Source organism: Streptomyces sp. 891-h (assembly GCF_022760275.1).
Lineage (GTDB): Bacteria > Actinomycetota > Actinomycetes > Streptomycetales > Streptomycetaceae > Streptomyces > Streptomyces spirodelae.
On sequence record NZ_CP050693.1, the window covers coordinates 7,603,425 to 7,627,591 of the forward strand.

Genomic DNA, 24,167 nt, shown 5'->3' on the forward strand with positions numbered 1-24,167 from the left:
TGTCGTTGATGGATGCGCAGTGGGCGTCGGTTCGAGCCGTTGCTTCCGGACCGGACGCCGAGTCGGGGTGGCCGCCGGCAGGACCATCGTGAGGTGATCGACGCGATCGCATTCAAGTTCCAGACCGGTACCCAGTGGGTGCATCTGCCGGTGAGGTACGGCAACTGGCGGGACGTGTACAACCGGTTGCGGATGTGGGCCGTCGACGGCACTTGGGAGCGGGTGTGCACCGCCCTGGTGGCCCAAGCCGACGCGGACGACGATGTCAGCTGGGCCGTGTCCGTGGACTCCACCATCGTGCGCGCTCACCAGCACGCTGCCGGGGCCCGTGCAAAGGGGCACCGACCGGTGAACCAGGCGACCACGCCATCGGACGCTCCCGCGGCGGGCTGACCACGAAGATCCACCTGCAGCCGACGGCAACTGCCGGCCTCTGACCTTCCGCCTTACCGCCGGACAGGCCGGTGACGCCCCCGCCTGCCCCTGATGCCGCCATCCGCGTCCCACGGGCCACCGGGCGTCCCCGCACCCGCCCCGATATGGTCCTGGCCGACAGCACCTACTCCTCCCGCGCCATCCGCCACCATCTGCGCAGACGCGGCATCCGGGCCGTGGTCCCCGTTCCGGCCGACCAGGCCGCCCACCGCAGGCGGCGCGGCAGCCGGGCCGACCCGCTGCCCCGGCGGACGATCCGCAGCGGGCGCTGTCCCTCGTCGTCATCGATCTCGCGGACGCGTACGCGCTCAGCCACCAGCACAGCTTCCCTGCCGCGCGCCGCCGACGAGTGTCATTCCGTCGGCGTGCCGATCCGAAGCCGGTTGCCGTCAGGGTCGCACAGCTCAATCTCACGCGCCCACGGAGCATCCTTTGCCTGCACACCGAACTCGGAGGCGATCGCCTCGACATCACGCATGCGGAGATAGACCAACGTGTCGGGACGGGCGTCGCCCTTGTGCTCGGACAAGAACAACCGCACCCCGCCCCGGGCGACCTCGACGAACGCGGGAAGTCCCGGTTCGAAGCGGTGTTCCCACTGCCTGGCGAAGCCCAGTCGCTCGTACCACGCGACCGCCGCCTCAGCGTCCTCGACGCGAAGAATGGGGATGACTTCCTCGTCCATGGCGCCATCGTCGCAGACCGCCCAGGGCGAACGTCGCCTGATGCGGCACGTCGATGAGGATGGCCTCGTGCTGCAGCGGCGAGCTGCTGATCCGAACGAGAGCCCCCTTGCGTCGCACCAGCCGCATGGGGGGCGCGAACCTTCTCGTCGACGAGCGCGAACGCGCCGAGCAGCTTGCGAGAGGTGAAGTCCGAGGAATCCGGGCACGCATCCGGTTCCGGATCGCGGCCCTGGCCTATGGTTGCGACCAGGTCTTGCGGCCCCCGGCAGCCCACAGGAATTCGGTCTGCGCGGACTCGCAGAGATGACCGGCTCGGCTTCCCGCAACGCGTCTGGCGACGGCACTTTCGACGGCCCGCCGCGAGCCACTGAGAGTGGCGTCGTGGTGCTCCGGCGCGCCGTGGAGTCGGGTGTGAACCACATCGACACGGTCGGCTTCTACGGCAGGGGAGCGGTGCGAGCCAACGGACTGGTCCGTACGGCACCGACCCCATGCCCTGACGACCTGGTGGTTGCGACGTAGGTCGGGCCCCTGCCCGGACCAAAAGGTGCGCCGAGCGGGCAGGTGGCGTCCAGCTCGAGGAGACGCTCGGCCTAGGAACGGAAGCCGGGGTCGGTTATATGAGGATCCAGGGCCGATGCTGCCGGTTCCCTCACACAAGAGCGAGGCCAGGGGTTGTCCTGTAACTCATGTGGTGGGTGGTGACGTTCAGCGCGAGTCGGCCTTGGCGGTTGCCGCCGGGGGACCGGGTGCTGCTGGTAGCGACGTACTGGCTCACGAACCTCGACGAACCTGCAGGTCGTCATCGACGCCAACAGCCGCCTGGTCGCGGCATCGGACTGGCATTGCCCGGCAGCCGCAACGACTGCCGGGCCTTCACCGAGTCCGGCATCGGCCGGGCATGCCGTGGTGCCCCCCACCACCGCCGACGGCGGCTGCCAAGGCATCAGTCTCCTCATCCCGCACTGCAAAGGCCGAGGCCGGACACACCTCAGCCCCCAGTAGGAAGCGTCCACCGCCGGGCACGGCCCGAGTGGATCACGCCCTGTCGCGGTTGAAGAACTGGAAGATCCTGGGGAACTGTCGACTGAAGGGCGACGGGGTCTTCTGGGCCACGAGCGGTGTCGCCCACACGCAGAACCTCGCACTCACTCAAGCCTGAACAGGGCGATACGAGATCACCTTCATGTCTCATCAGTAGGGTCTCACCCGGCCGCGCGTTCCCCTGCTCCAGGCGCTTGACCTGTCCATAGACGCGGGTCAGTGCCTCGTTCGCGTCGTGAGCCGAAGGGATCACCGTGTCAGAAGCGACAATGCCTCGGACCAGCGGTCGCGGTAGGTGTCCTTGGTGTCTTCCAGCGCCCGCGTATTGTCGGCCTCGACCGTGCGGTCCCGCATGACGTACAGGTGACGGCTGAGTGCTGTGGAAAACTGCCGCGCGTCCCTGTAAAGCTCCGTATAGCAGCTGCGCCGCAGCTCGCGGTGCTCGCGGGCTTCCTCGAAGGCATGGGTCATCTCCAGCTCACGTCGCTTGGCCCGGTCGGCACCGCGCTGGGTGAGCAGCGCGCCCCCGAGCGCCCCCGACACCGGCGACCCCGATCAGTACCGCACCGACATCCATCCGATCACCCTCACAGTCGTCCTCGCGGAGCCTTTGGCGCCCGATGCGAGATGACACGGCGGCTCGCGGGCAACGACGGAGTCGGGCTGTCCAAAAGGGCAGTGCAGCGCCTTCGAGAGTTACGGGGCAGTCCTTAGTATGGTCCTATCCATGAACGACGTAGATCCGCAGATACTCGCTGAGCTGGCTGAACTCGAAGCTCTCGAAGCGGCGGAGGCGCGAGGGGAGCCTCTGGTGATTCCGGAGAGTGGCGTGGCACCTCCTGCGGAGGGCTGGCTTCCGTGCCCGTGCTGCGGCCACCAGATGTTCGGCGAGCACTGGGGCTATGAGATCTGTGCCGTCTGCTACTGGGAGGACGACCTGGTGCAGTTGCGCTGGCCATGGAGCTTCGGGGCCAACGCCGTGTGCCTAGTGGAGGCGCAGCGCAACTATCAGCGCTTCGGCGCCATGGAGGAGCGCTTCCTCAAGAACGTGCGGCCGCCGGCGGCGGATGAACCCTTGGACCCTGGGTGGCGTCCGATCGACCCGTCGCGGGACTCCTTCGAAGAGCCGGGCAGCAGCGGCGAGTGGCCTGAGGACCCGAGGGTCCTGTACTGGTGGCGTCCCACCTTCTGGCGGCGCGACGAGCGTCCGGCGCCCCCCTCTTCTCCGTCTGACAGCTGAGGGGTGTGATGCGTGGACAGGTGACGGTGGGGTTCTGCGAGAGTGGCAGGCCTCGCGGTTATCTCGTACTCGACGGGGGGCAATTGGCCGGGGCGGAGTGGTCGGCGGCGTCGTGGTAGATCCGACGACGCGTCGCCGCATCGGGATCTCCGTGTCGGTCAGCAGTCGCCCGAGGGCGTCGAGGCGCTCGTTGTCGCTCAGCGCCATCCGCCGGGAGACCTTGATCGCGGGGATGGACAGGGAGCGTCGGCAGTGGCGGCTCCGCATGGCCCGGTCGAGGAAGGCCCGCAGGCCGGCGCGGCCGTGTTCGGTGTTCTCAGCCCACCAGGCGTCGATGTCGACCGGCCCAAGGGCGCGAGGGCGCAGTTCCGCTCGCCGAGCCATTGCAGGAAGGCGGTCGCGTACTTGATCCGCTCGGCGGCGAACCGTCGGACGCCGGGTGTGAGGTGGCTCCGCTCAGCGCGGGCCCGCAGCCGGAGGAGGACGCGCCAGGTCGCGAAGAGCCTGACCGTCATGGCGTGCTCGGGGCCGGCGATGGTGGCCAGATTCCGCCCATGCCGTTGGCGTCGTCGATGCCGGTGAGGGGGCCGGTGAGGAGCTCGAGCTGGACGCCGACGTCCTGGAACCGGCCGGAGAAGGCCATCAGCTCGGCGGTGTTGCGGGCGAGGCGCTTGAGCTCCCGAGGGCGGCCTCCGGCTCTCTGGCATGGTGCCGATCCGCCCTCATCGCGGAGTGATGGCGCAGACGGCTATCGGGACGGGCTGCCCATGACGTCGCCGGGCGGTGCGGGAGGGCCGTGGGGCGTTCCGCCGGACGGGGCCGGCCGAGTCTCCCGGCTGCCCGGGTCCGGGCGGGGCGGCGTACGGGTGTCCTCGTAGAGGCGGAACAACCGCAGGCGCCCCCGCTCCCCGTCCTCCAGGTCGTCGAGGGCCTCCCAGCACCGGGCGGCCAGGGCGCGGGCTCGGGTCCCCGGCCAGGGCTGGGGCAGCAGTTCTGGGGGCAGCAGGGGGTCGGGGCGCATGGCGGTGGTGAACGCCGCGGCCAGTTCGATCGCGTACGTCAGCCGTTCGGTCCCGGTGGGGCGGACCGCGCCGGTCAGCCGGGCCAGCCGGGTGGCGGCGAGGTCGGCGAGGGCCTCGTGGCGGTCCGCGACCGCCTGCAGGGGCCACAGCACGGCGGCCAGCCGCACCGGGTCGTCCTCCTCGCCGACCCGCAGGTCCCTGCTGGTCAGGCTGGTGAGGGAGGGCAGGACGCCGAGGTCGCGGGCGTGGGCCTCGACGATCGGGCCGATCGCGTTGGCGGCGACGTAGAGACCACCCTGGAGGGGTGTCGCGCCCAGGTGGAGGAGTGCATCGCGCAGGGCGTCGCGGGCGTGGCGAGCCGTTTCGGGGATGGCGAAGGCGAACAGGTGCCAGGTCCCGTCCCAGGGGGCGAGTCCGTGGTCTTGCCGGTAGGCGTGGCGGACGTACTCCACGTCGGGCGCGACGGCGCCGGTGGGGTCGGCGGTGGCGCGCAGCACGGTCTTGCGGCCCCGGCCCTCCTGCGTGAAGCGGCCTTCTCCGACGAGGCGTTTGACGCAGAGCCTGATCTGCTGGTCGGTCATGCCGAGGGCGTCGGCGACAGCGTACAGCTCGCCGCCGTCGACGGTGCCGTCCTCGCGGAGGAGGGCGAACACCACGGTCCGGGTGCCGATCAGCGGTGTGGCGGGGTCCGCCGCGGCGCTCGCCGCCGGGGTGCCGGTCACCGCCGCCGCTCCTCGGCGCCGTCGGCCGGGGCCGGCGGGACGGTCCGGTGCATCGTCGTCACCGCGCCGAACCCCATCAGTCGCTTGAGGTAGGGGGTCTGCTCGGTGTGCACGGCTGTGAACCCGTGGCGTTCGTACAGGGCGCGGGCGCGGGGGTTGACGTCGATGACGTCCAGGCGGACCCGGGAGCAGCCCTGTTCGGCGGCGACGGCCGCCACCTCGGTGAGCAGGGCGCTGCCGATGCCCGCGCCCCGGTGGGCGGGGTCGACGGCGATGCCGTCCATGACCAGTTCGCCGGGGGCGGGGGTCCGTTCGAGCAGGGCCAGGACGGCGAGCCGGGGAAGGCCGCGGAGGAGTCCGTAGCGGTTGAGAACGTCGCGTACGCCGCCGCCGGTCAGCGCGCGTCCGCCGAACTGGTAGCCGGCGACGCCCACGACCCGGTCCCCCGGGGCCAGGGCGACGGCGGCGCGGTCGTGGTGCAGGTGGTCCGCGATGAAGGTGCGGCCCTGTTCGGCGGGGCCGAGGGCGGCGCCGAGCTTGCGGCCGAAGGCCTCCCAGTACAGCTCCGCGACCCGTTGCTCGGCGCCGCGCGGCACGCCACTCCTGACGGCGACTGCTGGATTCATGGTTCCTCTCCTCACACTGCCTCCGCACAATGATAGAACGTTCGGATGGCCAACGGTCGTTATTGTAGTGATAGTTTCGAGGTGGGGGTACGGATGGGAGAAATCCGCACGACAGCGGAGCGTCGGCGCAGGCTGAAGCGGGCCGTCGTCGCGAGCCTGGCCGCGCTGGTGATCCTGGCGGGCAGCCTGGGTGGCCTGATGCTCTGGCAGCACAGCTACGACCTGCGCGAGCAGACGGTCACCATCCGGCACGGCGGCCGGACCCTCGACGGGGTGCTGGCCCTGCCCGAACAGGGGAAGGGCCCCTACCCGCTGGTGGTCTTCGTGCACGGTGACGGACCGGTCGACGCCACACACGACACCTTCTACCGGCCGATCTGGGAGTCCCTCGCCCGCGGCGGGTACGCCTCGCTGTCATGGAACAAGCCGGGAGTGGGCGGCGCCCCCGGGGACTGGCTCGGCCAGTCCATGGCCGACCGGGCCGGCGAGGCCGCCGACGCCATCGCCTGGGCCCGGAAGCGGCCGGACGTCGACGGCAGCCGCATCGGGCTATGGGGCGCCAGCCAAGCGGGCTGGGTCCTGCCCAAGATCGCCGCCAGGGACTCCGGCGTGCGGTTCGTCATCGCCGTCTCACCCGCCGTCAACTGGCACCGGCAGGGCCGCTACAACCTCCTGGCCGAGCTACGCCGGGACGGCGCCTCGGCCACCGAGACAGCCGCCGCCCTGCGCCGCCGGAAGACCGTGCTCGAGCTGCTCGCACGCGACGCGTCATACGAGGAGTACGCGCGCACCGTGGGCGGCTCCGACCGCATGACGGCCGCCCGCTGGCGGTTCGTCTCCAGGAACCACACCGCCGACGCCGGCGCCGACCTGCCCGCACTGCGAGGCATCCCGGTCCTGCTGGTGCTCGCCGGACACGACCTGAACGTCGACACCGCCGAGACAAAGGCCACCTACCGACGGCTGCTGCCGGGCCCCGAACTGCGCGTCGCCCACTACCCCGATGCCTCCCACAGCCTGCTCGAGTACGACGTCGAAAACTCACCGGCGCGGCTCACGCTGACCGCCCTGTTCGCGCCCCGCGCCCTGTTCGCCGACGGCTTCCTGACGGAACAGCGCGCGTTCCTGACCGCCCTCGGCGGGGGGAGGAGGACGGAGCCGTGATCTGAGGGCCGGCCCCGGCGGGCCGGGGCCGGCCGGCTGCCACGGGCAGGCCGGATGGCGGCGTCGAGGTCACCCCGCGCGGGCAGGGAGCACACGTGCCCGGGCCGAGCGCCGTCTGCCGTCTCCGGTCGCCGGACGACACCGTCGAGGCCGTCGAGTTGAGCGGATCGAGGCGTTCGAAGGTCGGTCAGGCCCAGCACCGCCGGTCGCCTGCCCTGTGCTGGGTGAGAGCCCGGTGCCGGAGCCTTTTCGGATGCCCGGGGTCCCAGGTTGGGCCCTTTCTTCAGCCGCCCGGATTGGGCTGGTCCAAAGCGTGTTGGTTGCACAAGGCCCTGACCTGCCCGAACACGGTCTTGTGCAACACGCTTCAGTACTCCGGTCAGAAATCGTTCTCTGAGCCGGTTCTTCTTCGGCAGTGGCAGCGGCGGGCGGTCGCTTGGTGTTGTCTGCGCCAGAGGGACCAGTTCAGGGCGTGGATGACTGCTCCGATGCGGAGGTGAGGCGGGGCGGGGCAGGAGAGCGTCCAGGAGTCCGCGGATCTCTGCCACCGTGAAGCGGATGGTGCTGGTGGGTTGTTTCTGCGGCCCCCCTTTCGGTGGTCTGGGCCGCGACGGCAGACAGCAACGCGTGGGCGAGCATGGCCAGGGTGATGTGGCGATACCAGCCCGGGTAGCGGCGGACCTCGTAGTGGTCGAGGCCGCATTCGTTCTTGGCAGCCTGGAAGGCTTCCTCGATCGCCCAGCGCGAGCCGGCGATCCGGACCAGGTCAGCAACGCCGGTGCAAGGGGGGCGTAGGCGAGGTGATAGACGATCTCATCCGGGCGGGCCAGGCCGCGGCGACTCAGTCGTAGCGGCGCGGGCCTTTGGCACCGTCGCCGCACAAGTAGCGTTCACAGGCCTCCCGCGTGCGAAGGCGGGGGGCGGTCGAAGAGGCGACGCAGGCGCGCCGTCCCGTATCAGGAGGACATATGCGACGTGGCGAAGTCTGGTGGGCAGATTTCAACGAGCAGCGGGCAGTCGTACTGCTGTCGGGAGAAGAGGCGTCCGGTTTCTTGGCGATGCAGGTCGTCGCTCCCGCGGGCACCGATCTCAGCGGCGTGGCCGTTGAGGTGGCAGTAGGCGCCCCCGAAGGGCTGCCTCTCGAAGGCGTCCTGAGAGTCGCACTTCCACGTCCCGACCTCATCCCTTGCACTTGGCTGGTCACCCTGGCCAGGGAAGACCTGATCGGGCAGGCGGGCGTCCTGCCGTCCGCGAAGCTCAGCGAGATCGAGGATGCCCTTCGTCTCGGTGGACTCACGTAGGCAGAGAGGGATGGACGCCGCCGATGGCGCGGCCGGTCTCGTCGAGATGGTCAATGGTGGCCGCGCCATATCAGCGGCGCCCCCACTCACAAGATCACGATCTGCGGCTGGAGTAGTAATACTCCAGCCGCAGATCGTGACTTGGCGCAAGGTGACGCCGGTTCGTGGGGCTCGGTCTGGCGGCGGTGGCGAGCTGCCGAACTCCGGGCTCGTGCCTCATACGAGATCTGGCAAGATCCGCTTGTGGGCCGATCCGTAGTGACTTTGCGCAAGCTCGCGCTCAACGACTGGCAAGCAGTGCACTCCTGGGCCAGGCTTGAGGAGGCTTGCCGCTACCAGCCTTGGGGACCGAACACCGAGGACCAGACGCGCGCGTTCGTGCAAACCGCGGTCGAAGCCTGGTCGCACGCCCATCAGCAGAGATTCGTCTACATTGCTTGTTTCGAGAACGAACTCGTCGGCATGGGCGAGCTGCACATTCGTAGTCACCGCCATCGGCAGGGCGAAATCGCCTACATCGTGCACCCGAGGGCCTGGGGGCGTGGCCGTCAAGCTCGACTACCACGGGCACCTGCAGCAAGCCGTGGCCGACCGTGGGGTGTTCTCCACCACCACCGACCTCATCCCTCCGCTTGCCGAGCGCGGTATCGCGCTGTCCTCGAGCCAGGTCTACCGGCTCGTCGTCGAGCGAGCCGAGCGACCTGAGGGACTGAGCCTGAAGATCCTCATGGCTCTGCTCGACATCCTGGACAGCACCATGGACGACTCGTCTCATTTGGCCTGACGGTCTGTACGGGGACCGGGGAGGTACTGGCGGCGATCATCTTCGTCGCCATGACGGGCTGCGCCTGGCGACAGCTTCCTCCTTCGTTCGGCCCGTCGGGTCCGACGGCCCACCGCCGGGGAGGGTACTGCCGGGTCCCCGAATCCTGCGGATCGGGGCAAGAAGGGGTCGAAGATCCACCTGATCAGCGACCGTACCGGCCTGCCCCTGTCCGTCGGTATCTCCGGTGCCAACACCCACGACAGTCGGGCGCTGATACCGCTGATCAAGGGCATACCGCCGGTTCCGACCCGCCGGGGGCGTCGACGGCGCCGGCCGGACAAGCTGCACGGTGACAAGGGCTACGACTACGCCCACCTGCGGCGCTTGTTACGCGGACGCGGCATCACCCACCGCATCGCCCGCAAAGGCGTCGAGACCTCCCAGCGGCTGGGCCGCCACCGCTGGATCACCGAACGCACCATGTCCTGGCTCGCCGGCTGCCGCCGCCTCCACCGACACTGCGAACGCAAGGCAGCCCATTTCCTCGCCTTCACCAGCATCGCCTGCACACTCATCTGCTACCGCAGGCTCGCCAGATGAGAACGTCCTCGACGTGCTTGTGATGGAGCGAGTTCACCGAGTGCCCTACGGTGCTTCGATGTCCGCTTTCATACAACAACTGCCTGCACTGCTCGGCGTAGTGATCGGCGCTCTCGGCTCTTACATGGTGGTCATGCGGGGCGACGCTGCTCGGTTCCGTCGTGAGCAAGCGGCACGGGGCGAGGATCGTCGACTGGCGGCATACTCAGAGTTCGCCAGGACCCAACGGGCGTCCGTCAGCACCATGTTCAGAGCCGCTGCCCAACTGGGCAGTGATCCGCACCCTCATCCGCTGTCCCTGGATGAGGCGGCTGTGCGGCTGGGAGAGGCATCCGAAGCTCGTGATCTCGCCTGGGAGTCAGTGTTGCTGTTCGGATCACCCGAGGTTGTGGACGCGGCCAGGGAGTGGGCCGTGGCTGTCGCCGAAATGGAGCAGGCGGTGCGAGCTGAGCGGCGCGACTCGGAGGGATGGAAGGCGCTGGTCGAGAGGCAACGCATCGGACGTGAGGGGTTCTACGCAAAGGCGCGTCCCGATGTCAGACTCCCGGCGGGGCACTCGGGCCGGTGGCAGACCCGCCCGGGGCACGATGGAGCCTAACGCTCTCGCCCCTTCCTGGCCTTCGCTTGCAGCACCTGCACCCTTATCTGCTATCGCAGCTTGGCCAAATGAGAGACGCCGCGGGCGGCGTACTTTTAAGTGGGCCCGGATCAGAGGTGTTGACCGGTCGTGACCACTCCCGCCGCTGTCGACCGCGCCGTCGCGGACCCGATCAGCCTGATCACGGACCTGGTCGCGGATGCCGAGAGCGAACTCGGCTCCGAGACCATCCAGGACCGTGGTCACCGCGGTCGCGGGCGGCCGCGCGAAGTCACGGAACCTGGCCAAGTTCCTGGCGACGCGCCCCGCCGTCCTGACCGATGGCCGGTCCCCGGCGCCACGGGCCGTCGGTGGCTTGCCGCGCTGTTCGATGTGTCCCGACCACGATGACCGTGACTGGGCCACGGTCGTTCACACGGTGATCGATACGATCGTCCCGGGCGCTGACCGCGACGTGGTCACCGAGGCTCTGCGCCGGTCGGCGCCCCACCGTGCCCACTATCCCCAGCCAGGAGTCTGCTCCCTGGAGGAGAACCCTGGCCTGCTGATCGGTGAGGCCCATCTCGCCCGGCATCGCGCCATCTTGAGGTTCATCGACCTTCTGCACGAGGCCGGTGCCGCCTGGATCGCCCCGACCGACCTGCCCTCGCTGCCACCGGGTTCGCATCGACAAGCCGCTCGACGGGCAGCGGGTCTGCCGCAACTGCATTGCCAAGTCCCGCGCCGAAGAATGCCTACGCTCCGGAGCCAGCCGCGAGTCGGCCAGTCCTCTCTGCTCGAACTGTTGCCCCCTGTTCGCCCTCGTCTGCCCGATCTGCGGCCGCACCGCACCCGGCGCCCACTTCCGTCTGAACGACCTGCCCCGCTGCGGCGGCTGCGACCGACTCCAGGCTCACTGCGCCGCATGTGGGCGGCTTCGAGGGCATCCACTCCGAGACCGCCGAAGCACCGGTCTGCGGCTCCTGCACCGCACCAGACGCCGAGCTCTGGCACCCATGTCCCACCTGCGGGGGAGCGGAACGACTGCGAGCCGCCGGCCCGTGCCCTCGCTGCACTCTCAAGCAACGGCTCTACGAGCTTCTCTCCGACGACTCGGGCTTCATACCCCCGAAGCTGCAGGTCCTCAACGACGCCTTAGCCGAGACGGAACGGGCTGGCACGGCGATGCGCTGGCTCTCCGGCGGCACCGTCTCCAACCGTTCTGTCCGATCTCGAATCCGGCCGTCGGCCCCTGTCGCACGAGGCCCTGGACGAACTCCCGGCGGGCAAGGGCGTCGAGCACCTCCGAAGCGTGCTCGTTGCTACCGGCACGCTGCCCCCAGCGCGACGAGCAGACGGTCTGCCTGGAACGGCATGTGAACGATCTCGTCACCTCCCACGCCACCGCTGAGGGACGGAACAACCTGCACCGGTACGCCACCTGGCACCTCCTGCGACGGCTCCGTCGACGCAGCCGCGGCAACGACATCACGCACACCCAGCTCACCGTCGTCCGCCAGCATCTGCGGGCAGCCCCCCACCTCCTCAACTAGCTCAACGACCAGCGTCTGAAACTCGCGACCTGCCGCCAGGCCGACCTTGCACGCTGGATGATCAGCGACGGCGTCCGTCACCGCCGGGAGGCAGGCCACTTCGTGCGCTGGGCTCTCGCTCAGAAGATCGCCCGCGATCTTAGCTTCCCGGCCGTCAGATGGAACGGCCCCTCTCCGGCGATGGGCGACGAGGTCCGCTGAGCCACCGCCCGCCGTCTGCTGCACGACGACAGTCTCAAGTTCGAAGGCCGCCTCGCCGGACTGCTGTTGCTTCTCTATGCCCAGTGGCCCGCGGCGAACTCCCGGCTCACCGTGGTCGGAACGGTTCTTGTTATCGCCACCAGCGGGCGCGGGTGAGCGCGAGGGGTCGTCACCGGAGCAGATCATGCCCGGTTGGCCCCTGCCCCTGCCGCGCCGACACCTTTCCACGATCAGAGGGGGAGGCTGATGCCTGTCTGCGCCCCGGTGGTCGGCGGCCGCAGGCCCGGGGGGTCGGGATCGCGGCCTGGGCTCTGCCCCGGCAACTCACCCCGGGGGCGGACAGGCCACGGGACAGGGCATGCAACACGGCTTGGGAGAAGCCGTGTCACTGCCTGTCAGATCGCGGCATCGGCCCAGGCCGGCCCACGTAGTAAATGTCTGTTCACGAACCGGGCGGACGATGGTTGGGTAGGTCCCGAACTGGTTGTTGGCGTGTGTTGTTCCGGCTGGGAGGGGTGCAATGGAGCCGCTGGAGGCTGGGGATCCGGTGCGGGTGGGCGGTTTCGTGTTGCGTGGGCGGCTGGGCGCGGGCGGGATGGGGGAGGTGTTCTTGGGGCGTTCGCCGGGTGGGCGTGCGGTGGCGGTGAAGGTGGTGCATCCGCATCTGGCGCGGCAGGCGGAGTTCCGGCGTCGCTTCCGGCGGGAGGTGGCCGCCGTTCAAGCAGTCAGTGGTGCGTTCACCGCGCCGGTGGTGGCAGCCGGTCCGCAAGACGAGCCACCGTGGATCGCGACCGTCTATATTCCCGGGCCGACCCTGACCGATTCGGTATCCGAGGGTGGGCCGTTGCCGGAAGGCTCGGTGTGGCCCCTGGCAGCCGGGCTGGTCGAGGCGTTGCAGGCCATCCACGCCAACGACCTGCTCCACCGAGACCTCAAGCCGTCGAACGTGTTGCTGGCCACGGACGGCCCGCGCGTGATCGACTTCGGGATCGCCCGCGCGATGGACGCCACCGTACTGACCGGAACGGGCACGGCCATCGGCACGCCCGGCTTCATGTCCCCGGAACAAGCCGAAGGCGGTCAGATCGGGCCGGCCAGCGACGTCTTCGCTCTCGGCGCCGTGATCGCCTTCGCCGCCACCGGCCACGAGCCCTTCGGGCAGGGCCCGCCGCTGGCAGTCCTGCACCGCGTTGTCAACAACGAGCCACGACTGGACGGGCTGACCGACCCGCTACGCGCCCTGGTCGCCGCATGCCTGGCGAAGAACCACGCGGACAGACCCACCACCGTCCAACTCCTCAACCAGATCGCTGCGCACTGGGATCCGCCCGATGACTTTCCTCTAACCCCGCCATGGCCCCAGGCCGTGACCGCCCTGATTCAGACACGTGGCGTACTCCCCACCACGCCTTACACCACCCCGCCTTCCCAACATCGGGCGGGACCAGACCATCCCGACACCCTGACCGCCCGCTATGACCACGCCTGGAACCTCGGGCAGGCCGGCGAGTATACGAAGGCCGCACAACTGTTTGCCGAGTTGGCCGCCGACCGGGCGCGCGTCCTGGGACCCGACCACCCCGACACCCTCAATACGCGCAGCGCCTACGGCAGCTCCCTTGAACATGCAGGCGAGTATGCAGAGGCGGCGCGCTTGTTCGCCGAGTTGGCCGCCGACCGGGCACGCGTCCTGGGACCCGACCATCCCGACACCCTGACTTCCCGCCATCACCATGCCTGGGGACTCGCACGTGCCGGGGAGCGTGCGGAGGCAACTCGGCTGTACGCCGAGTTGGCCGCCGTCTCGGCGCGTGTCCTGGGACCAGACCATCCCGACACCCGGACTGCCCGGTCGTTCTCAGCTCGCTGGAGCGAGTGAGGGGGCGCCTCGCAGTCGACGTCGGACAGTTTCGTGACTAAGGGCTCGCAGAGAATCAGCATGTTGGTTTGATCTGCGTGGGGTTGCTGTTGGCGGGGAACGCGGTGACGTCAGCGGGTGTCCGGGACCCGGCCGTCGAGGGTGGAATGGTGCAGCCGTGCTCGGCCAGAGGGGCTGGACTTGGTGAACGGCCCTGGTGAGGGTGCTGGTGTTGACGAAGAGCCGGGCGAGCAGGTCGCAGGTGCCGAGTCAGCGCAGGTAGAGCACAGTGGCCAGGACTCTGTCGGCGATGGTCAGCTTGTCCTTGGCTCCGGCGCCCCGAGCACGGATGCGCTCACCTCCTCGCTGCCGGAGCCGTCCTTGCGCACGTAACTCCCCCAGTTTCCAATCCGCTTGGTCGGCGAGTTCGTCCAGCGCCGGTTCGGGCATGCCGGTCAGCTCCGGGTCGCGCAGGCACCCGGTGCAGGGCTGCGGGGACGGGTCGGCGGTCGGCCGTGGGGTCGTGGCTGCACTGGTGGTGTCGCGAGGCCGGGGGTGGAGGGTGTAGTTCCAGTCGCCGGGAAACGGTGCCGGTGCAGGGGCAGAGCGTCGATATCGCTGTCGGTGACCTTGACGCCGGTGTCATAGGCGCCCGGGTCGGGATCGGCGTGGACGGTCAGTCCGGCACGGGTGGTGGTCGCCGCGATGCTGTTTACGATGACGTCATGGCTGGTCAGCGGTCAGCCGCGCCAGTTCATGGAGATGTGGTGCAGAGCCTCAGCTCGCATCCCAGAGCAGCCCGAGGGCGACGAGCTCGTCGTGGTACTCGATCCGGTCCGCCCAAGCGATCGGCCAGGCGTCCGCACCCAGGTACGCGCCCGCGAAGGCGCCGGTCAAGCAGGCGAGGGAGTCGGAGTCACCGGAGGTGCAGGCAGCCCGGCGTACGGCGGTGAGCGGCTCATCGGGGAAGAGCAGGAAGCACAGCAGCGCGGTGGCCAGGGCTTCTTCGGCGACCCACCCCGCGCCCGTAAACGTGCACGGATCGACCTCCGGCTCAGGGACTCGCAGGGCGTCGTCCACCTTGTCCAGGACGGCCAGGCACTCGTCCCACCCTCGCTCGGTGAACTCGGCCGCGCTGTGGTCCTGCGCGAACTCCCACAGGTCGCCCAGCCACCACTCCCGGTAGACGGACCGGCTCTTTCGCGCGTACTCCCGCAGCATGTCCACGAGTTCAACCGGCCGCGTCCCGTGCGCGAGCAGGTTTACGGCGTGTGCCGTGAGATCGCTGGCGGCCAGCGCTGTTGGGTGCCCGTGCGTGAGCGCGGCCTGCAACTGCGCCACTCCCGACCGCGCCTCTTCCGGCAAGCCCGGCATCAGACCGACCGGCGCCACCCGCATGTTCGCACCGCATCCTTTGGAACCCGTCTGGCTCGCCTGTTGCCAGCGCCGCTCTTGATGACTGAGCTGCTCACACGCCACCAGGCAGGTGCGTCCCGGCGCACGATTGTTATCGGGCGAGCGCCACCATTCGACGTACTCCTCGCGGACCGGTCGCACAACCCGGGCCGGCGTGAGCGGTCCTCGTTCCCTGGCGGTACGCAGCCCCCGGCCCAGGGCAAGTGTCATCTGCGTATCGTCCGTGACGATCGCAGGTGTGGGCAGCTCCATCGCCCGCCAGGGGCCGCACTTGGCGAGGATCTGCGGAACGTCGTTGAATTCGGTGGGGAAGCCGAGCGCGTCCCCTGTCGCCAACCCGATCATCGCCCCGACCCCGGCCTGCTTGCCCCCTGCTCGGATGTTCATCCGCCCATTCAAGTCACTGGGGTGGGTGAGGCGCCATCGTTTTCCGTGGAGAGCTCTCCAACGGGTTCCCTGCCTCTGCTGGCAGTCGCCGTTACGGGCCAGGAAGTCGACGGAATCGTAGCGGGAGCCGACGCCTGCGGCTTTCCTCTGGAAGCCCGGCTGTCCGTCCCTCAGCCGGACCTGAGAGGGTAGCCCTGGCCGGGGGGAGGGGCGTTGTTGCAGCGGTTGTGAGGCGCCGGCGGCGTGGTGCGGGCGGCGGGCACTGGTCGGTTCGCCGCCCTCCTGGAACAGCCCCGGCCTGACCCGGACTGAACGGCTCGACGGCCTCGTCGCCGCCCGGATCGCCGCCGAACAGGACCACCCTCTACCACCAGCTCTTCCACGAACCCGGCGGTGCCACCGGTGAGGAGCCCATGACCGCCGCTCGCCACCTGCTCATCACCCTCCTCACGGAAGGCGACGCGGCGGTGAGTTCGACGTCCCCGACCCCGAACTCACCGCGGACTTCCTCATCCACGCCTACGCCGACCCCTGCCACCACACCCAGACCGGCACCGACATCACAAGCCGTCCAAGCCCTCTTCCGCCGCGTCGTCGCCGCCCACCACCGAGCGACCCAGCCCTCTGATCATCTCTGGTGAACGTCGTCACGCTCCGTTCTCTCAGAAAGTGGAGCCGACCCTAGTGTTCTGGACACGCAGAGTGTTCGCGCGGCCGCCGGGCTCCCCGCCCCCACGACCGGCCGGGGCGCCGGGAAGCGAGTGCCGGGCCAGCAAGCGGAGCCTGGCCGTGGAGGTGCGGCCTGGTCGTCGCGGTGGTCGTCCTCATCGCGAGCGTGCACGACAACGCCGCGGGCCTGCGGCCTTCCCCTGACCTCGCTGGAAGACAGTCAACACCTCGCGAACTGCTGCTTTCTTCATGCCTTGGGTTGTTGTTGGGTGGCGCAGTGGATGCCGCCGCCGCCTTCGGCGACGGCGTGGATCTCCAGCTGCACGACCTCGCGGTCGGGGTAGAGGTCGCCGATGACGGCGGCGGCCTGCTGGTCGGTTCTGCGGTCGCCGAAGCGGGGGATGAGGACGGCGTCGTTGGCGATGTAGTAGTTGGCGTAGGAGCCGAGGAAGTCCTCCCCGCGGCGGCCCAGCCGGGCCGGGTCGGGTTCAGGCAGGTCGATGATCTCGAACTTCCTTCCACGGGCGTCGCTCGCGTTCTTCAGGACGCCGCGTGCCTGATCGTAGGCGCGGGTCCATACATCGGGTCCGTCGCCGGCCCAGGTGCGACTGAGCAGGACGACACCGTCCTCGCCGAAGCGGGCCAGGGAGTCGACGTGGTAGTCGGTGATGTCCTGGCCCTTGACGCCCTTGAACCAGATCACCTTGTCGGCGCCGACCAGGTGCTTGAGGGAGTTCTCGATCTCGTCGCGGCTCAGGCCGGGGTTGCGGTTGGCGTTGACCAGAGAGCTCTCGGTGACGAGGAGGGTGCCGTGGCCGTCCACCTCCAGTGAGCCGCCCTCTCCCACCAGGGGCGCGTCGACGCGGGGGACGCCCGCGTACTCCAGGACCGCGCGGGCGACCTTCGCGTCGTTCTCGTGTTCCTGCTTGCCGCCCCAGCCGTTGAAGTGCAAGTCGATGCCCTCAAGGCCCTCCGAGCCCTGGGCGAAGGTCGGGCCGCTGTCGCGCATCCACAGGTCGTCGGTGGGCACGGCGATCACGTCGACTCCGGAACCGCAGGCCCGGCGGGCCGCCTTGACCTCCCCCGGGGCAGCCAGCATGACCACGGGCTCGAACTCGGCCAGCGCCCGGGCGATGCCCGCGATGTCATGCTGGACATCTTTCGCCATGTCCTCCCAGACCGAGTCCAGCGGCGGCCAGGACATGAACGTGCGGACGTGCTCGCGTGTCTCCGCCGGCATGAACAGCTCGGCCTGCTTCCGGCTGGGCACCGCAGCCTCCTTTGTCCCGGCCGAAGGGCGACCTGCCTTTTTCTCCTGGTCCTGGGCGCAGGCTGCCAGCCCTGCGGCGGCCAGTACGGCAGCCACACCGCCCCTCAGCACGCTTCGCCGGTTCGGTCTCCTCATGACACGGCCCCCATCCTCGACAACAATCCTGACTGAAATTTCAGTCAGGGCGAGAAGGTAGCATTGCCTCCGTCACCCGATCGGAACCTTTCGAGGAGTCGAACCCGTGTCCGCCCGCCGCACCGCCATCCTGGAAGCCGCCACCCGCGTCATCGCTCAACGCGGCATCAGGGGCCTGCGAGTCGAGGAGCTGGCCGAGGAGGCCGGCGTATCGACCTCGCTGATCTATTACCACTTCCGCGACCGGGCCGGGCTCCTCGCCCGCACCCTCGACTTCATCAACACCCGCGCCGAGCACTACACCCAGCCCACCACCGACCCCGACACCGACCCCCGCGGCCACCTGGAAGAGATGCTGCTCCTCGAGCTCCAGGACACCCCCGCCGTCGTCGAGAACAGCACCGCCTGGGGCGAACTGCGCTCCACCGCCGTCTTCCAGCCCGAACTGCGCGACCAGCTCCGCACCACCACCGACAGCTGGAACGACTACACCAGCGACCTCATCCACCGCGCCCAGCAGACCGGCCGCGCCGCGCCCGATATCTCACCGGACGACGCCGCAGGGCGGCTCACCGCCCTCGTCGAAGGACTCAGCAAACGCTGGCTCAGCGGCACCCTCTCCCTCGACCGCGCCCGCCACCTCCTGCACGGCGCCGTCACCGCGGAGCTCGGCCCATGACCCGACCGCCAGCACAGCCTTCGCCTCGACCTCACCCGAAACAGGGCGGCATCACCTTACGAATCGCCCTCTGAGTCGCCGCATATAGCGAGGCCCGGCGCGCAGGCACTCTCCGGGGCAGCCACCGTACGAGTCCCAAAGCGTGACTGGGTCGTCGTCGCGCGCGGTCCGGACGCCCTGCGCCGTTGGGCCGTGGCCAGGATGGGGACGGGGTGGCTGGTCTTGTCGATGGCCGCGAGTACGGCGAGCAGGGCGAGGGCCGCCATGGCCATGGTGATGCGGCGTTTCCACGCCCGGTAGCGCCTGACCTGGGTCTGGTCGAGTGAGACGGTGGATTTCGAGTCCTGGAAATCGTCTCCACCTTCCATCTCATCCCAGCGATCTTGACCAGGTCGGTCAGGGGCAGGGATGGCCCTAGAGCCTGTCTGACAAATGATCACCGAGCACGGATGTGCGTGCTCGATCCGATTGTCTTGCCGTTCTGATGTCGGCCAGTGAGTCTGGACTGGTGCCAGGACGAGGAAAAAGAAGGCGGCGACGAGAGGCCGGGACTCGGCGGCTTGCCGCTCGATCCGCGCCGGACGCGGGGCGGTGGGAAGTGATCGTCGAGACTCGGGACCAGGCGGAGATGCGCACGCAGTTGTGCCGCCTTCAGGAGGCAGGAGTGGACGGATCGATGATCCGGATCGACACGCTGTGCGGGCGTCTGGCGCTGCCGACCACCTACCGGCTGAGCCGGTTCGTGACGGACCCTGGATGGGAGTCCGAGAGCGAGCACTCTGATCATTGACCTTGTGGCAGGTCGGGGTGAGGCTCCGACGGAGTCGTCCCGGGCCTGGAGAAGGCTTCGAGGGCACGGTACTTGGCGACGTTGACGGCCGTCGCCATCTCGTGGACAGGCTTGACCTCGATGAGGATGCAGCGGCCATCCGCCGTGGCCACCAGCAGATCGGGGTAGTAGGTGCGCTGTTTGCCGGCGAACTCGTAGCTGATGGCCAGGGGCTGTTCCTGGTAGTACGCGATCTGTGGGGCGAAGCTGAGCAGCTGCATCACCCGCAGCTCAGTCTCCGACTCGTACGCCACCTCCCGGCCCAGCTTCGGACAGCTCCACACCCCGAAGTCCCGGCCGTCGCTGTTCTCCTCCCGGAGCGTCTCCAGCTCCGCGGCCGGCGGAGCCGGCGCGGGCGTCCCGAACCAGTTCACCTCGGCCTCCAGCGCGGCCCAGCGCCGGGTGGCACGATCGATACGCCTCTGTCGTGTCGCGTCACGACGGGCGGACTCCTGGCGCAGCAGGCGTATCGTCGCCGCTTCGGCCGCGAGGTTGTCCGCGCATACCTTGCCGACACCGGCCAGCCGGGCCAGCAGCGGCACCGCTTGCCTCGGTGCGACAGAGGGCAGCAGAACGTCGGCGAGGTCGAGCAGCCGTTCCGCGGCCGACGGTCCTGTCTCCGGCGGCACGCGGTCCACACAGCTCAGCTCGGCCAGCACCGTACGGACCCTGCCGGAGGCAGGCGCAGCAGCGTGCGCCATGCTGCGAATGGCCCTCGTCTGCAGCTGGCGAACCCGTTCCCGCGAGATACCGAGCCCCTCGGCCACCTTCTCCTGCGTCTGCGCCGCCTCCTCGTGCAGACCCAGGCGCCGGGAAAGGATCTCCCGCTCCCGTCGTCCGGCAATCTCTTCCGCAGCCACAGCAAGCACCGCGCGGCGACGGCCGCCGCACGGGAGCGAAGCTCAGGACGTGGGCGATTGCTCCAGGTAGCAGGCCGATCCGCTGCGACGGGCCTCGGCCACCGCGGCAAGCCGGCGGAAGGAGAAGGCGCTCATCTGCGTGCGCCACTCCGCCACCGTCCGAATGGCGACTTCGGTGTGCTCATCCGGGTCCAGGACGATGCGGCCGATCTGGTCGTGGTCGAGCCGCCCGCCGTCGAAGACGAGGCCGACCTTGTGGGTGGTCCAGCCGTCGAGGGGAGGCAGGAAGTGCACGGCCAGCAGCCGCGGCGTGTCCGCGACGCGCAGGCCGGTCTCCTCCATGCACTCGCGGACCGCGCACCCCCACGGTGTCTCGCCCGGGTCGTCCAGGTTGCCGCCGGGCCACTGCCACACCGCCGGGTTGTGGGCGGCGCGCAGTTGGATTGGACGATCGTCCTGGTCAGTGACGAAGAAACAGCCGTAGATGGTGGCTTTGGGCAGGGTGGCGATGTACTGCCCGGGCGGGAGCCAGGTAACGCTCATGCCGTCCTCCTGAAAGGTCTGCTCGGCGAAGCCGAATTCGCTGGTCGTGCTGGTTGATGGTCGCAGCAGGTGGGTGGGGAACGCGGGCGTAGCGGCGTGGACGCCAGCGGTCGGGGTGGCGGAGAGCGTCAGCGAAAGCTCGTCGTGCTCGATGTCGAGACACAGCCAGCGGACACCCTCGGCGCTCTCGTGCATCTTGCAGGCGCGCGCCAGGGCCCCTCGGCGAAGTCGACGCCGTCGACGTGATAGCCGAGCTCGGCGAGGTGGGCGGCGAGTTCGCCGGTGCCGCAGCCGACCTCCAGCGCCCGGCCGCCGTCGGGGGTGGGGGTGTGCCGGGCGAACAGGCCGCGCTCCACGTCGCGCAGCGGCCGGAAGCCCTTGCCCTCGTCGTAGTGCCGCGACCATTCCGAGCGGTCGTATGCCACGGGTGCGCTCCTCATCAGTGGGGTGGACGGGGTCTTCAGCGGTGGTCATCGGCGCGCAGGCGCGCCAGGGTGCGCGGGCCGCGCTCCAGCAGTTCGGGGTCGCCGTGAGCGGCGCCGTACTGGATGCCGGAGAGGGCGTCCAGGGCCGAGTCGATTGCCAGGCGTTCCTCTTCGACCGGGGTGAGCTTGCGGCCGTAACCGGTCAGGAAGGCGTTGTACAGGTCCGGCCGCCCGGCCCAGGCGTCGGAGAGGCGCACCAGGTCCCGAATGGCGGGCCCGGGCTCGCTGCGTTCGAAGTCGATCACCGCGAGGCTGCCGTCCTCGGCGTACAGGAAGTTGCGGAGCTGGAAGTCCCCGTGCATTGGAACGCACTCCAGGACAGGCAGTTCTCCCGCGTGCTCCACGAGGGCACGCAGGAAGTTTTCGTCTCCCGGGTGGAGATGGGGATGTGCTCCGCGAAGGTGCCGCTCAACCTTCCCCAGCCGGATGTCCCCGTCGGTCGGTGCGGATTGCGCAGGCGCGCTGCGGTGGATAGCCGCAGCGAGAGCACCGATCCGGCGGAAGAGGTCCTGCTGCTCCTCGGGAGGGCGCAGGGCCACGGCGCCGTGCAGGGGGCGGCCCGGCGCCGCGGTGACCACCACGGCTCGCAGCCGGGAGTCGGTGACCACCAGTCGGGGCGCGGCCGCGCCGAGACGCGGAACCCACGTGCGGTAGGCGTCCACCTCCCGTTCGTGGAACCGGTCGCTCTGGTGGACCTTCACGTATCACGTGCCGCCCGCTGTGCCGCGGGCCCGCCACACCCGGCTGCCGTCCCGGGCCCAGGAGGTATCCGTCCACTGGGCGATGCGTCCGACCGCCTGCTCCGCGAACCGCCGCAGCGGCGGCTCCGGATTGTTCGGCTCTGGCGACGCGTCGGTGGTGGGGATGAGGCGGAGGCGGTCCTGCTCGGGTACGTAGGCGATCGCGTCGCCGGGCCGCTGGAAGTGCACCGCGAGCCGGGCACCGCTGCGGTAGGCGTCCAGTCCGGCGCGGCAGTACGCCACCATCGGGTCGGGCAGGTTGTCGAGGCCGAACCAATCCATGGCGTCGCACACCGGCGGCTCCCGGACGTGCGGCGTGCCTTCCCAGCGCAGCGCCTCGAAGAGGACACCGATCCTGCCTTCGCCGCCGGGGCTGCGGTGGTGCATGGTCACGGCCGCGCGCACATCTTCCGCGGCGATGGTGACGCCGGTCTCCTCCCACGCCTCGCGCACCACCCCCTCCACGATGTCCTCGTGGGCGCCGTCCAAGTGGCCGGAGGTTCTCCAGGCACTCGCATGTTGTAGAAATACCCTGCGCGGCATGGAGGCATTATGAGGGCGAGCGAACGTTGGACCGTCGACTTCTACGACATGGTCGAAGTCGTTCCACTTGGGCCACTTGAGGAGTTCCCGTGGTTCGGCGACCTCCACGAGCGTGCAGCTCGCAATGGCGCTCGCCACGGAACGCCCATCCTGATCTCACCCACGGGCCACGCGGACCCGAGAATCAACCTCTTCTTCCGCACCGGCACGATGGCGAGCGCGTCGGTAAAGACGATGCGGCGGTACGCCTACTCCCTGGCGGTCTGGTTGACGTTCCTCCACGTCTTTGGCCGCCGCTGGGACGAGGCGACGCTCGGCGATGTCGAGATGTACAAGGAATGGCGGCTCACCGACGTCCGCAACGACGAACGGGTCAAGGGCACGAGCTTCGACACTGACCGCGCAGCGCTCAACTGCTTCTACACCTGGGCCGGGCCTCGCTATCAAACGACCAACCCGGTAGCCGCCGTTCCTCGTCAAGCCTCCTCTCCCGCGAAGCCCTCCGCGGTCGTCGGCGGGCCGGGGATTCCCCCGGCCAGGAGCGGGCGTGATCCTTTGAGGCCGGCGGCCAGCCGTCGGCGTCAGGTGAAGTGGCTGCTGCGCAGCGGGTTCGAGCAGTGGCGCAACATCGGGCTGCGCGGCTACGGTTTCGACGGCCTGCGGCGTCCGGGCTGGCGCGGGTACAACGAGGACCGGGACGTCGCCTTCGTCGACGGCCTGTACGGTACGGGGCTCCGGCTTCAGGAGTGGGCCAGCATCCTCGATGTCGAGCTGCCGTTCGGTGAGCGAGGGCGCTACCCGAAGGCGTGGCTGGCCGCCGCGTGCATCAAAGGTGCCCCGGCTGAGGGCCGTTCGTACCGGATCCCCCGACGTGCGCTGTCTACCGTGGCGTCGTACATGGACGAGGTGGAGGGATCGCGGGCGGAGGTGATCCGTCGGGCCCAGCGGGCCGGCCGCTACGACCGCTTGCCCGGGGTGCGGATCGTGACGGGCTACAGCGCCCGCACGCGGGAGCTGCACATCCAGACGCCATCCGGGGCTTCGGTGCCGCTCTCCATGGACGTGCTCGGCCCCGACGAGCGTCTCCGCCTCTTCCGCACGACACCCGACGGCCTGGAGCCGCTCGCGGTGTGGCTCTCCCACGACGGCTTGCCGAAGAAGACCGGAGGCTGGGAGGACACCTTTCGGGACGCCAACGAGCGCATCGCCGATCTGTGGGCTGACCTCTCGGCGGAAGAGCTGACGCCGGAGGAGCGCGAGCGGCGCCGGGCCCAGTGCCCCGTATGGGCGCGCGCCCACATGCTCCGGCATTCGTTCGCCTTGCGCTGGTACCTGGTGCTGTCCCAGGTGTGGCAGCCCCACCTGGACGGTTTCACCGACGAGCAGCTCAAAGACCTTCGCGACCAGTTCGGCGATGTCTGGTACGCCCTGTCGATTCTGCTGGGTCACAGTCACCCGGACACGACCCGCGATCACTACCTGGCGCCCTTCACCGGTCTCCATGTCGACTACCTGATGGCACTGCTGGACGAAGACGAGCGCACCACGATGGAGTCGCTCGTCCGCACAGCCGCGGCCGCCACCGGGGTGGTCCTGGCATCGGGGGGCGCCCGGTGAGCCGTGGTGGACGGCGGGCGAGTTTGCCGTCGGGCTCGTGGCAGCCTCCGCAGCGCGGACTCGTTCCGGAGGCAGGCGGCACGCGGGTGCGGTTCCTGGCGGAATCGGGAGAGGAGTCCAAGACGTATGACTTCTCCGTCTGTGAGGTCGCGCCCGATCTGCAGCAGTGGATGGCCAGGTGTTTCAGCCGCCGGATCGG

General features: G+C 69.4%; 23 protein-coding genes and 8 pseudogenes. 16 read left to right on the forward strand and 15 right to left on the reverse strand.

What is annotated here, in order from left to right; genetic code table 11:
• Window positions 1-12: 12 nt before the first annotated feature.
• A pseudogene (locus tag HC362_RS33715) lies at window positions 13-671 on the forward strand (IS5 family transposase); the annotation flags it as partial.
• Window positions 672-787: 116 nt separating this feature from the next.
• On the opposite strand, the gene HC362_RS33720 reads toward HC362_RS33715, so the two are convergent.
• Window positions 788-1,120: a glyoxalase superfamily protein gene (locus HC362_RS33720; RefSeq protein ID WP_243088135.1), complete on the reverse strand. Its 333-nt coding sequence runs from the start codon at window positions 1,118-1,120 to the stop codon at window positions 788-790.
• A 304-nt stretch (window positions 1,121-1,424) separates the two neighbouring features.
• Between HC362_RS33720 and HC362_RS33725 the strand changes: the two are divergent.
• Together HC362_RS33725 and HC362_RS33730 are read left to right on the forward strand one after the other, a co-directional pair.
• Window positions 1,425-1,640: pseudogene (locus HC362_RS33725) on the forward strand (aldo/keto reductase); the annotation flags it as partial.
• 178 nt (window positions 1,641-1,818) lie between these two features.
• Window positions 1,819-2,283 (forward strand): annotated as a pseudogene (locus tag HC362_RS33730) (transposase family protein); the annotation flags it as partial.
• Between the two features lie 131 nt (window positions 2,284-2,414).
• On the opposite strand, the gene HC362_RS33735 reads toward HC362_RS33730, so the two are convergent.
• Window positions 2,415-2,708, reverse strand: coding sequence for a hypothetical protein (locus HC362_RS33735; RefSeq protein WP_243088136.1), 294 nt, complete (start codon window positions 2,706-2,708; stop codon window positions 2,415-2,417).
• A gap of 184 nt (window positions 2,709-2,892) precedes the next feature.
• Between HC362_RS33735 and HC362_RS33740 the strand changes: the two genes are divergently transcribed.
• Window positions 2,893-3,405, forward strand: coding sequence for a CPCC family cysteine-rich protein (locus HC362_RS33740; protein WP_243088137.1), 513 nt, complete (start codon window positions 2,893-2,895; stop codon window positions 3,403-3,405).
• A gap of 748 nt (window positions 3,406-4,153) precedes the next feature.
• Here HC362_RS33740 and HC362_RS33745 read toward each other — a convergent pair.
• Both HC362_RS33745 and HC362_RS33750 read right to left on the reverse strand, forming a co-directional pair.
• Window positions 4,154-5,149: a PaaX family transcriptional regulator C-terminal domain-containing protein gene (locus HC362_RS33745; protein ID WP_243088138.1), complete on the reverse strand. Its 996-nt coding sequence runs from the start codon at window positions 5,147-5,149 to the stop codon at window positions 4,154-4,156.
• Window positions 5,146-5,775, reverse strand: coding sequence for a GNAT family N-acetyltransferase (locus HC362_RS33750; protein ID WP_243088139.1), 630 nt, complete (start codon window positions 5,773-5,775; stop codon window positions 5,146-5,148). Before HC362_RS33750 ends, HC362_RS33745 begins: the two co-directional genes overlap by 4 nt.
• A 45-nt stretch (window positions 5,776-5,820) precedes the next feature.
• Here HC362_RS33750 and HC362_RS33755 point away from each other — a divergent pair, with 45 nt between their 5' ends.
• A complete protein-coding gene (locus HC362_RS33755; protein ID WP_347568522.1) occupies window positions 5,821-6,939 on the forward strand; it encodes an alpha/beta hydrolase in 1,119 nt (372 codons plus the stop codon).
• Between the two features lie 465 nt (window positions 6,940-7,404).
• Here HC362_RS33755 and HC362_RS33760 read toward each other — a convergent pair.
• Window positions 7,405-7,713 (reverse strand): annotated as a pseudogene (locus HC362_RS33760) (IS701 family transposase); the annotation flags it as partial.
• A 194-nt stretch (window positions 7,714-7,907) separates the two neighbouring features.
• On the opposite strand from HC362_RS33760, the gene HC362_RS33765 reads away from it, so the two are divergent.
• From HC362_RS33765 to HC362_RS33800, 7 genes and pseudogenes are all read left to right on the forward strand, one after another.
• Window positions 7,908-8,240 carry a type II toxin-antitoxin system PemK/MazF family toxin gene (locus HC362_RS33765; protein ID WP_243088140.1) on the forward strand — a complete coding sequence of 111 codons (333 nt, stop codon included), beginning with the start codon at window positions 7,908-7,910 and terminating at the stop codon, window positions 8,238-8,240.
• A 297-nt stretch (window positions 8,241-8,537) separates the two neighbouring features.
• A pseudogene (locus HC362_RS33770) lies at window positions 8,538-8,726 on the forward strand (GNAT family N-acetyltransferase); the annotation flags it as partial.
• A gap of 55 nt (window positions 8,727-8,781) precedes the next feature.
• Window positions 8,782-9,024, forward strand: coding sequence for a helix-turn-helix transcriptional regulator (locus tag HC362_RS33775; RefSeq protein ID WP_243088141.1), 243 nt, complete (start codon window positions 8,782-8,784; stop codon window positions 9,022-9,024).
• 20 nt (window positions 9,025-9,044) lie between these two features.
• Window positions 9,045-9,606, forward strand: a pseudogene (locus HC362_RS33780) (IS5 family transposase); the annotation flags it as partial.
• Window positions 9,607-10,333: 727 nt separating this feature from the next.
• Entirely contained in the window at window positions 10,334-10,594 is a 261-nt protein-coding gene (locus HC362_RS33790) for a hypothetical protein (protein ID WP_243088143.1), read from the forward strand.
• A 965-nt stretch (window positions 10,595-11,559) separates the two neighbouring features.
• Complete coding sequence (locus tag HC362_RS33795; protein ID WP_243088144.1) at window positions 11,560-11,736, forward strand: hypothetical protein; 177 nt, start codon at window positions 11,560-11,562, stop codon at window positions 11,734-11,736.
• A gap of 721 nt (window positions 11,737-12,457) precedes the next feature.
• Window positions 12,458-13,816: a serine/threonine-protein kinase gene (locus HC362_RS33800; RefSeq protein ID WP_243088145.1), complete on the forward strand. Its 1,359-nt coding sequence runs from the start codon at window positions 12,458-12,460 to the stop codon at window positions 13,814-13,816.
• A gap of 249 nt (window positions 13,817-14,065) precedes the next feature.
• Here HC362_RS33800 and HC362_RS33805 read toward each other — a convergent pair whose 3' ends face one another.
• The 3 genes and pseudogenes from HC362_RS33805 to HC362_RS33815 all read right to left on the reverse strand — a co-directional run bounded on the left by HC362_RS33805 (window position 14,066) and on the right by HC362_RS33815 (window position 15,598).
• Complete coding sequence (locus tag HC362_RS33805; RefSeq protein WP_243088957.1) at window positions 14,066-14,245, reverse strand: hypothetical protein; 180 nt, start codon at window positions 14,243-14,245, stop codon at window positions 14,066-14,068.
• Window positions 14,246-14,341: 96 nt separating this feature from the next.
• Window positions 14,342-14,559 (reverse strand): annotated as a pseudogene (locus tag HC362_RS33810) (ISAzo13 family transposase); the annotation flags it as partial.
• 13 nt (window positions 14,560-14,572) lie between these two features.
• Window positions 14,573-15,598 carry an ADP-ribosylglycohydrolase family protein gene (locus HC362_RS33815; RefSeq protein ID WP_243088146.1) on the reverse strand — a complete coding sequence of 342 codons (1,026 nt, stop codon included), beginning with the start codon at window positions 15,596-15,598 and terminating at the stop codon, window positions 14,573-14,575.
• A 677-nt stretch (window positions 15,599-16,275) separates the two neighbouring features.
• On the opposite strand from HC362_RS33815, the pseudogene HC362_RS33820 reads away from it, so the two are divergent.
• Window positions 16,276-16,457, forward strand: a pseudogene (locus tag HC362_RS33820) (IS5/IS1182 family transposase); the annotation flags it as partial.
• A gap of 57 nt (window positions 16,458-16,514) precedes the next feature.
• Here HC362_RS33820 and HC362_RS33825 read toward each other — a convergent pair.
• Entirely contained in the window at window positions 16,515-17,537 is a 1,023-nt protein-coding gene (locus HC362_RS33825; RefSeq protein WP_243088147.1) for an agmatine deiminase family protein, read from the reverse strand.
• A gap of 241 nt (window positions 17,538-17,778) precedes the next feature.
• Here HC362_RS33825 and HC362_RS33830 point away from each other — a divergent pair, with 241 nt between their 5' ends.
• Window positions 17,779-18,351, forward strand: coding sequence for a TetR/AcrR family transcriptional regulator (locus HC362_RS33830; protein ID WP_243088148.1), 573 nt, complete (start codon window positions 17,779-17,781; stop codon window positions 18,349-18,351).
• A gap of 56 nt (window positions 18,352-18,407) precedes the next feature.
• Here HC362_RS33830 and HC362_RS33835 read toward each other — a convergent pair whose 3' ends face one another.
• Window positions 18,408-18,719, reverse strand: a complete 312-nt coding sequence (locus tag HC362_RS33835) for a hypothetical protein (protein WP_243088149.1) — start codon at window positions 18,717-18,719, stop codon at window positions 18,408-18,410.
• Window positions 18,720-18,949: 230 nt separating this feature from the next.
• Between HC362_RS33835 and HC362_RS33840 the strand changes: the two genes are divergently transcribed.
• A complete protein-coding gene (locus tag HC362_RS33840) occupies window positions 18,950-19,141 on the forward strand; it encodes a hypothetical protein (RefSeq protein ID WP_243088150.1) in 192 nt (63 codons plus the stop codon).
• On the opposite strand, the gene HC362_RS33845 is transcribed toward HC362_RS33840, so the two are convergent.
• From HC362_RS33845 to HC362_RS33865, 5 genes are read right to left on the reverse strand one after another with little or no spacing between them, the layout of a single operon-like run.
• Window positions 19,135-20,040 (reverse strand): TnsA endonuclease N-terminal domain-containing protein, encoded by a 906-nt coding sequence (locus tag HC362_RS33845; protein WP_243088151.1) that lies wholly within the window; start codon window positions 20,038-20,040, stop codon window positions 19,135-19,137. The two genes, HC362_RS33840 and HC362_RS33845, sit on opposite strands and share 7 nt — an antisense overlap.
• Window positions 20,041-20,082: 42 nt before the next feature.
• A complete protein-coding gene (locus tag HC362_RS33850) occupies window positions 20,083-20,778 on the reverse strand; it encodes an NUDIX hydrolase (protein ID WP_347568523.1) in 696 nt (231 codons plus the stop codon).
• Complete coding sequence (locus HC362_RS33855; protein ID WP_243088152.1) at window positions 20,712-21,008, reverse strand: class I SAM-dependent methyltransferase; 297 nt, start codon at window positions 21,006-21,008, stop codon at window positions 20,712-20,714. Before HC362_RS33855 ends, HC362_RS33850 begins: the two co-directional genes overlap by 67 nt.
• Before the next feature lie 35 nt (window positions 21,009-21,043).
• Entirely contained in the window at window positions 21,044-21,769 is a 726-nt protein-coding gene (locus HC362_RS33860) for an aminoglycoside phosphotransferase family protein (protein ID WP_243088153.1), read from the reverse strand.
• 3 nt (window positions 21,770-21,772) lie between these two features.
• A complete protein-coding gene (locus HC362_RS33865) occupies window positions 21,773-22,351 on the reverse strand; it encodes an NUDIX domain-containing protein (RefSeq protein ID WP_243088154.1) in 579 nt (192 codons plus the stop codon).
• Window positions 22,352-22,360: 9 nt separating this feature from the next.
• Here HC362_RS33865 and HC362_RS33870 point away from each other — a divergent pair, with 9 nt between their 5' ends.
• Window positions 22,361-23,968, forward strand: coding sequence for a site-specific integrase (locus tag HC362_RS33870; RefSeq protein WP_243088155.1), 1,608 nt, complete (start codon window positions 22,361-22,363; stop codon window positions 23,966-23,968).
• Window positions 23,969-24,167: the final 199 nt, after the last annotated feature.

Excerpts from the sequence above, each read along its gene's own strand:
- HC362_RS33800 (WP_243088145.1), top strand. The coding sequence starts at position 12,458 with ATGGAGCCGCTGGAGGCTGGGGATCCGGTGCGGGTGGGCGGTTTCGTG.
- HC362_RS33755 (WP_347568522.1), top strand. The coding sequence starts at position 5,821 with ATGGCCAACGGTCGTTATTGTAGTGATAGTTTCGAGGTGGGGGTACGG.
- HC362_RS33870 (WP_243088155.1), top strand. The coding sequence starts at position 22,361 with ATGAGGGCGAGCGAACGTTGGACCGTCGACTTCTACGACATGGTCGAA.
- HC362_RS33720 (WP_243088135.1), bottom strand. The coding sequence starts at position 1,120 with ATGGACGAGGAAGTCATCCCCATTCTTCGCGTCGAGGACGCTGAGGCG.
- HC362_RS33835 (WP_243088149.1), bottom strand. The coding sequence starts at position 18,719 with ATGGAAGGTGGAGACGATTTCCAGGACTCGAAATCCACCGTCTCACTC.
- HC362_RS33750 (WP_243088139.1), bottom strand. The coding sequence starts at position 5,775 with ATGAATCCAGCAGTCGCCGTCAGGAGTGGCGTGCCGCGCGGCGCCGAG.
- HC362_RS33850 (WP_347568523.1), bottom strand. The coding sequence starts at position 20,778 with ATGCACGAGAGCGCCGAGGGTGTCCGCTGGCTGTGTCTCGACATCGAG.
- HC362_RS33740 (WP_243088137.1), top strand. The coding sequence starts at position 2,893 with ATGAACGACGTAGATCCGCAGATACTCGCTGAGCTGGCTGAACTCGAA.
- HC362_RS33815 (WP_243088146.1), bottom strand. The coding sequence starts at position 15,598 with ATGAACATCCGAGCAGGGGGCAAGCAGGCCGGGGTCGGGGCGATGATC.
- HC362_RS33805 (WP_243088957.1), bottom strand. The coding sequence starts at position 14,245 with ATGCCCGAACCGGCGCTGGACGAACTCGCCGACCAAGCGGATTGGAAA.
- HC362_RS33765 (WP_243088140.1), top strand. The coding sequence starts at position 7,908 with ATGCGACGTGGCGAAGTCTGGTGGGCAGATTTCAACGAGCAGCGGGCA.
- HC362_RS33865 (WP_243088154.1), bottom strand. The coding sequence starts at position 22,351 with ATGCCGCGCAGGGTATTTCTACAACATGCGAGTGCCTGGAGAACCTCC.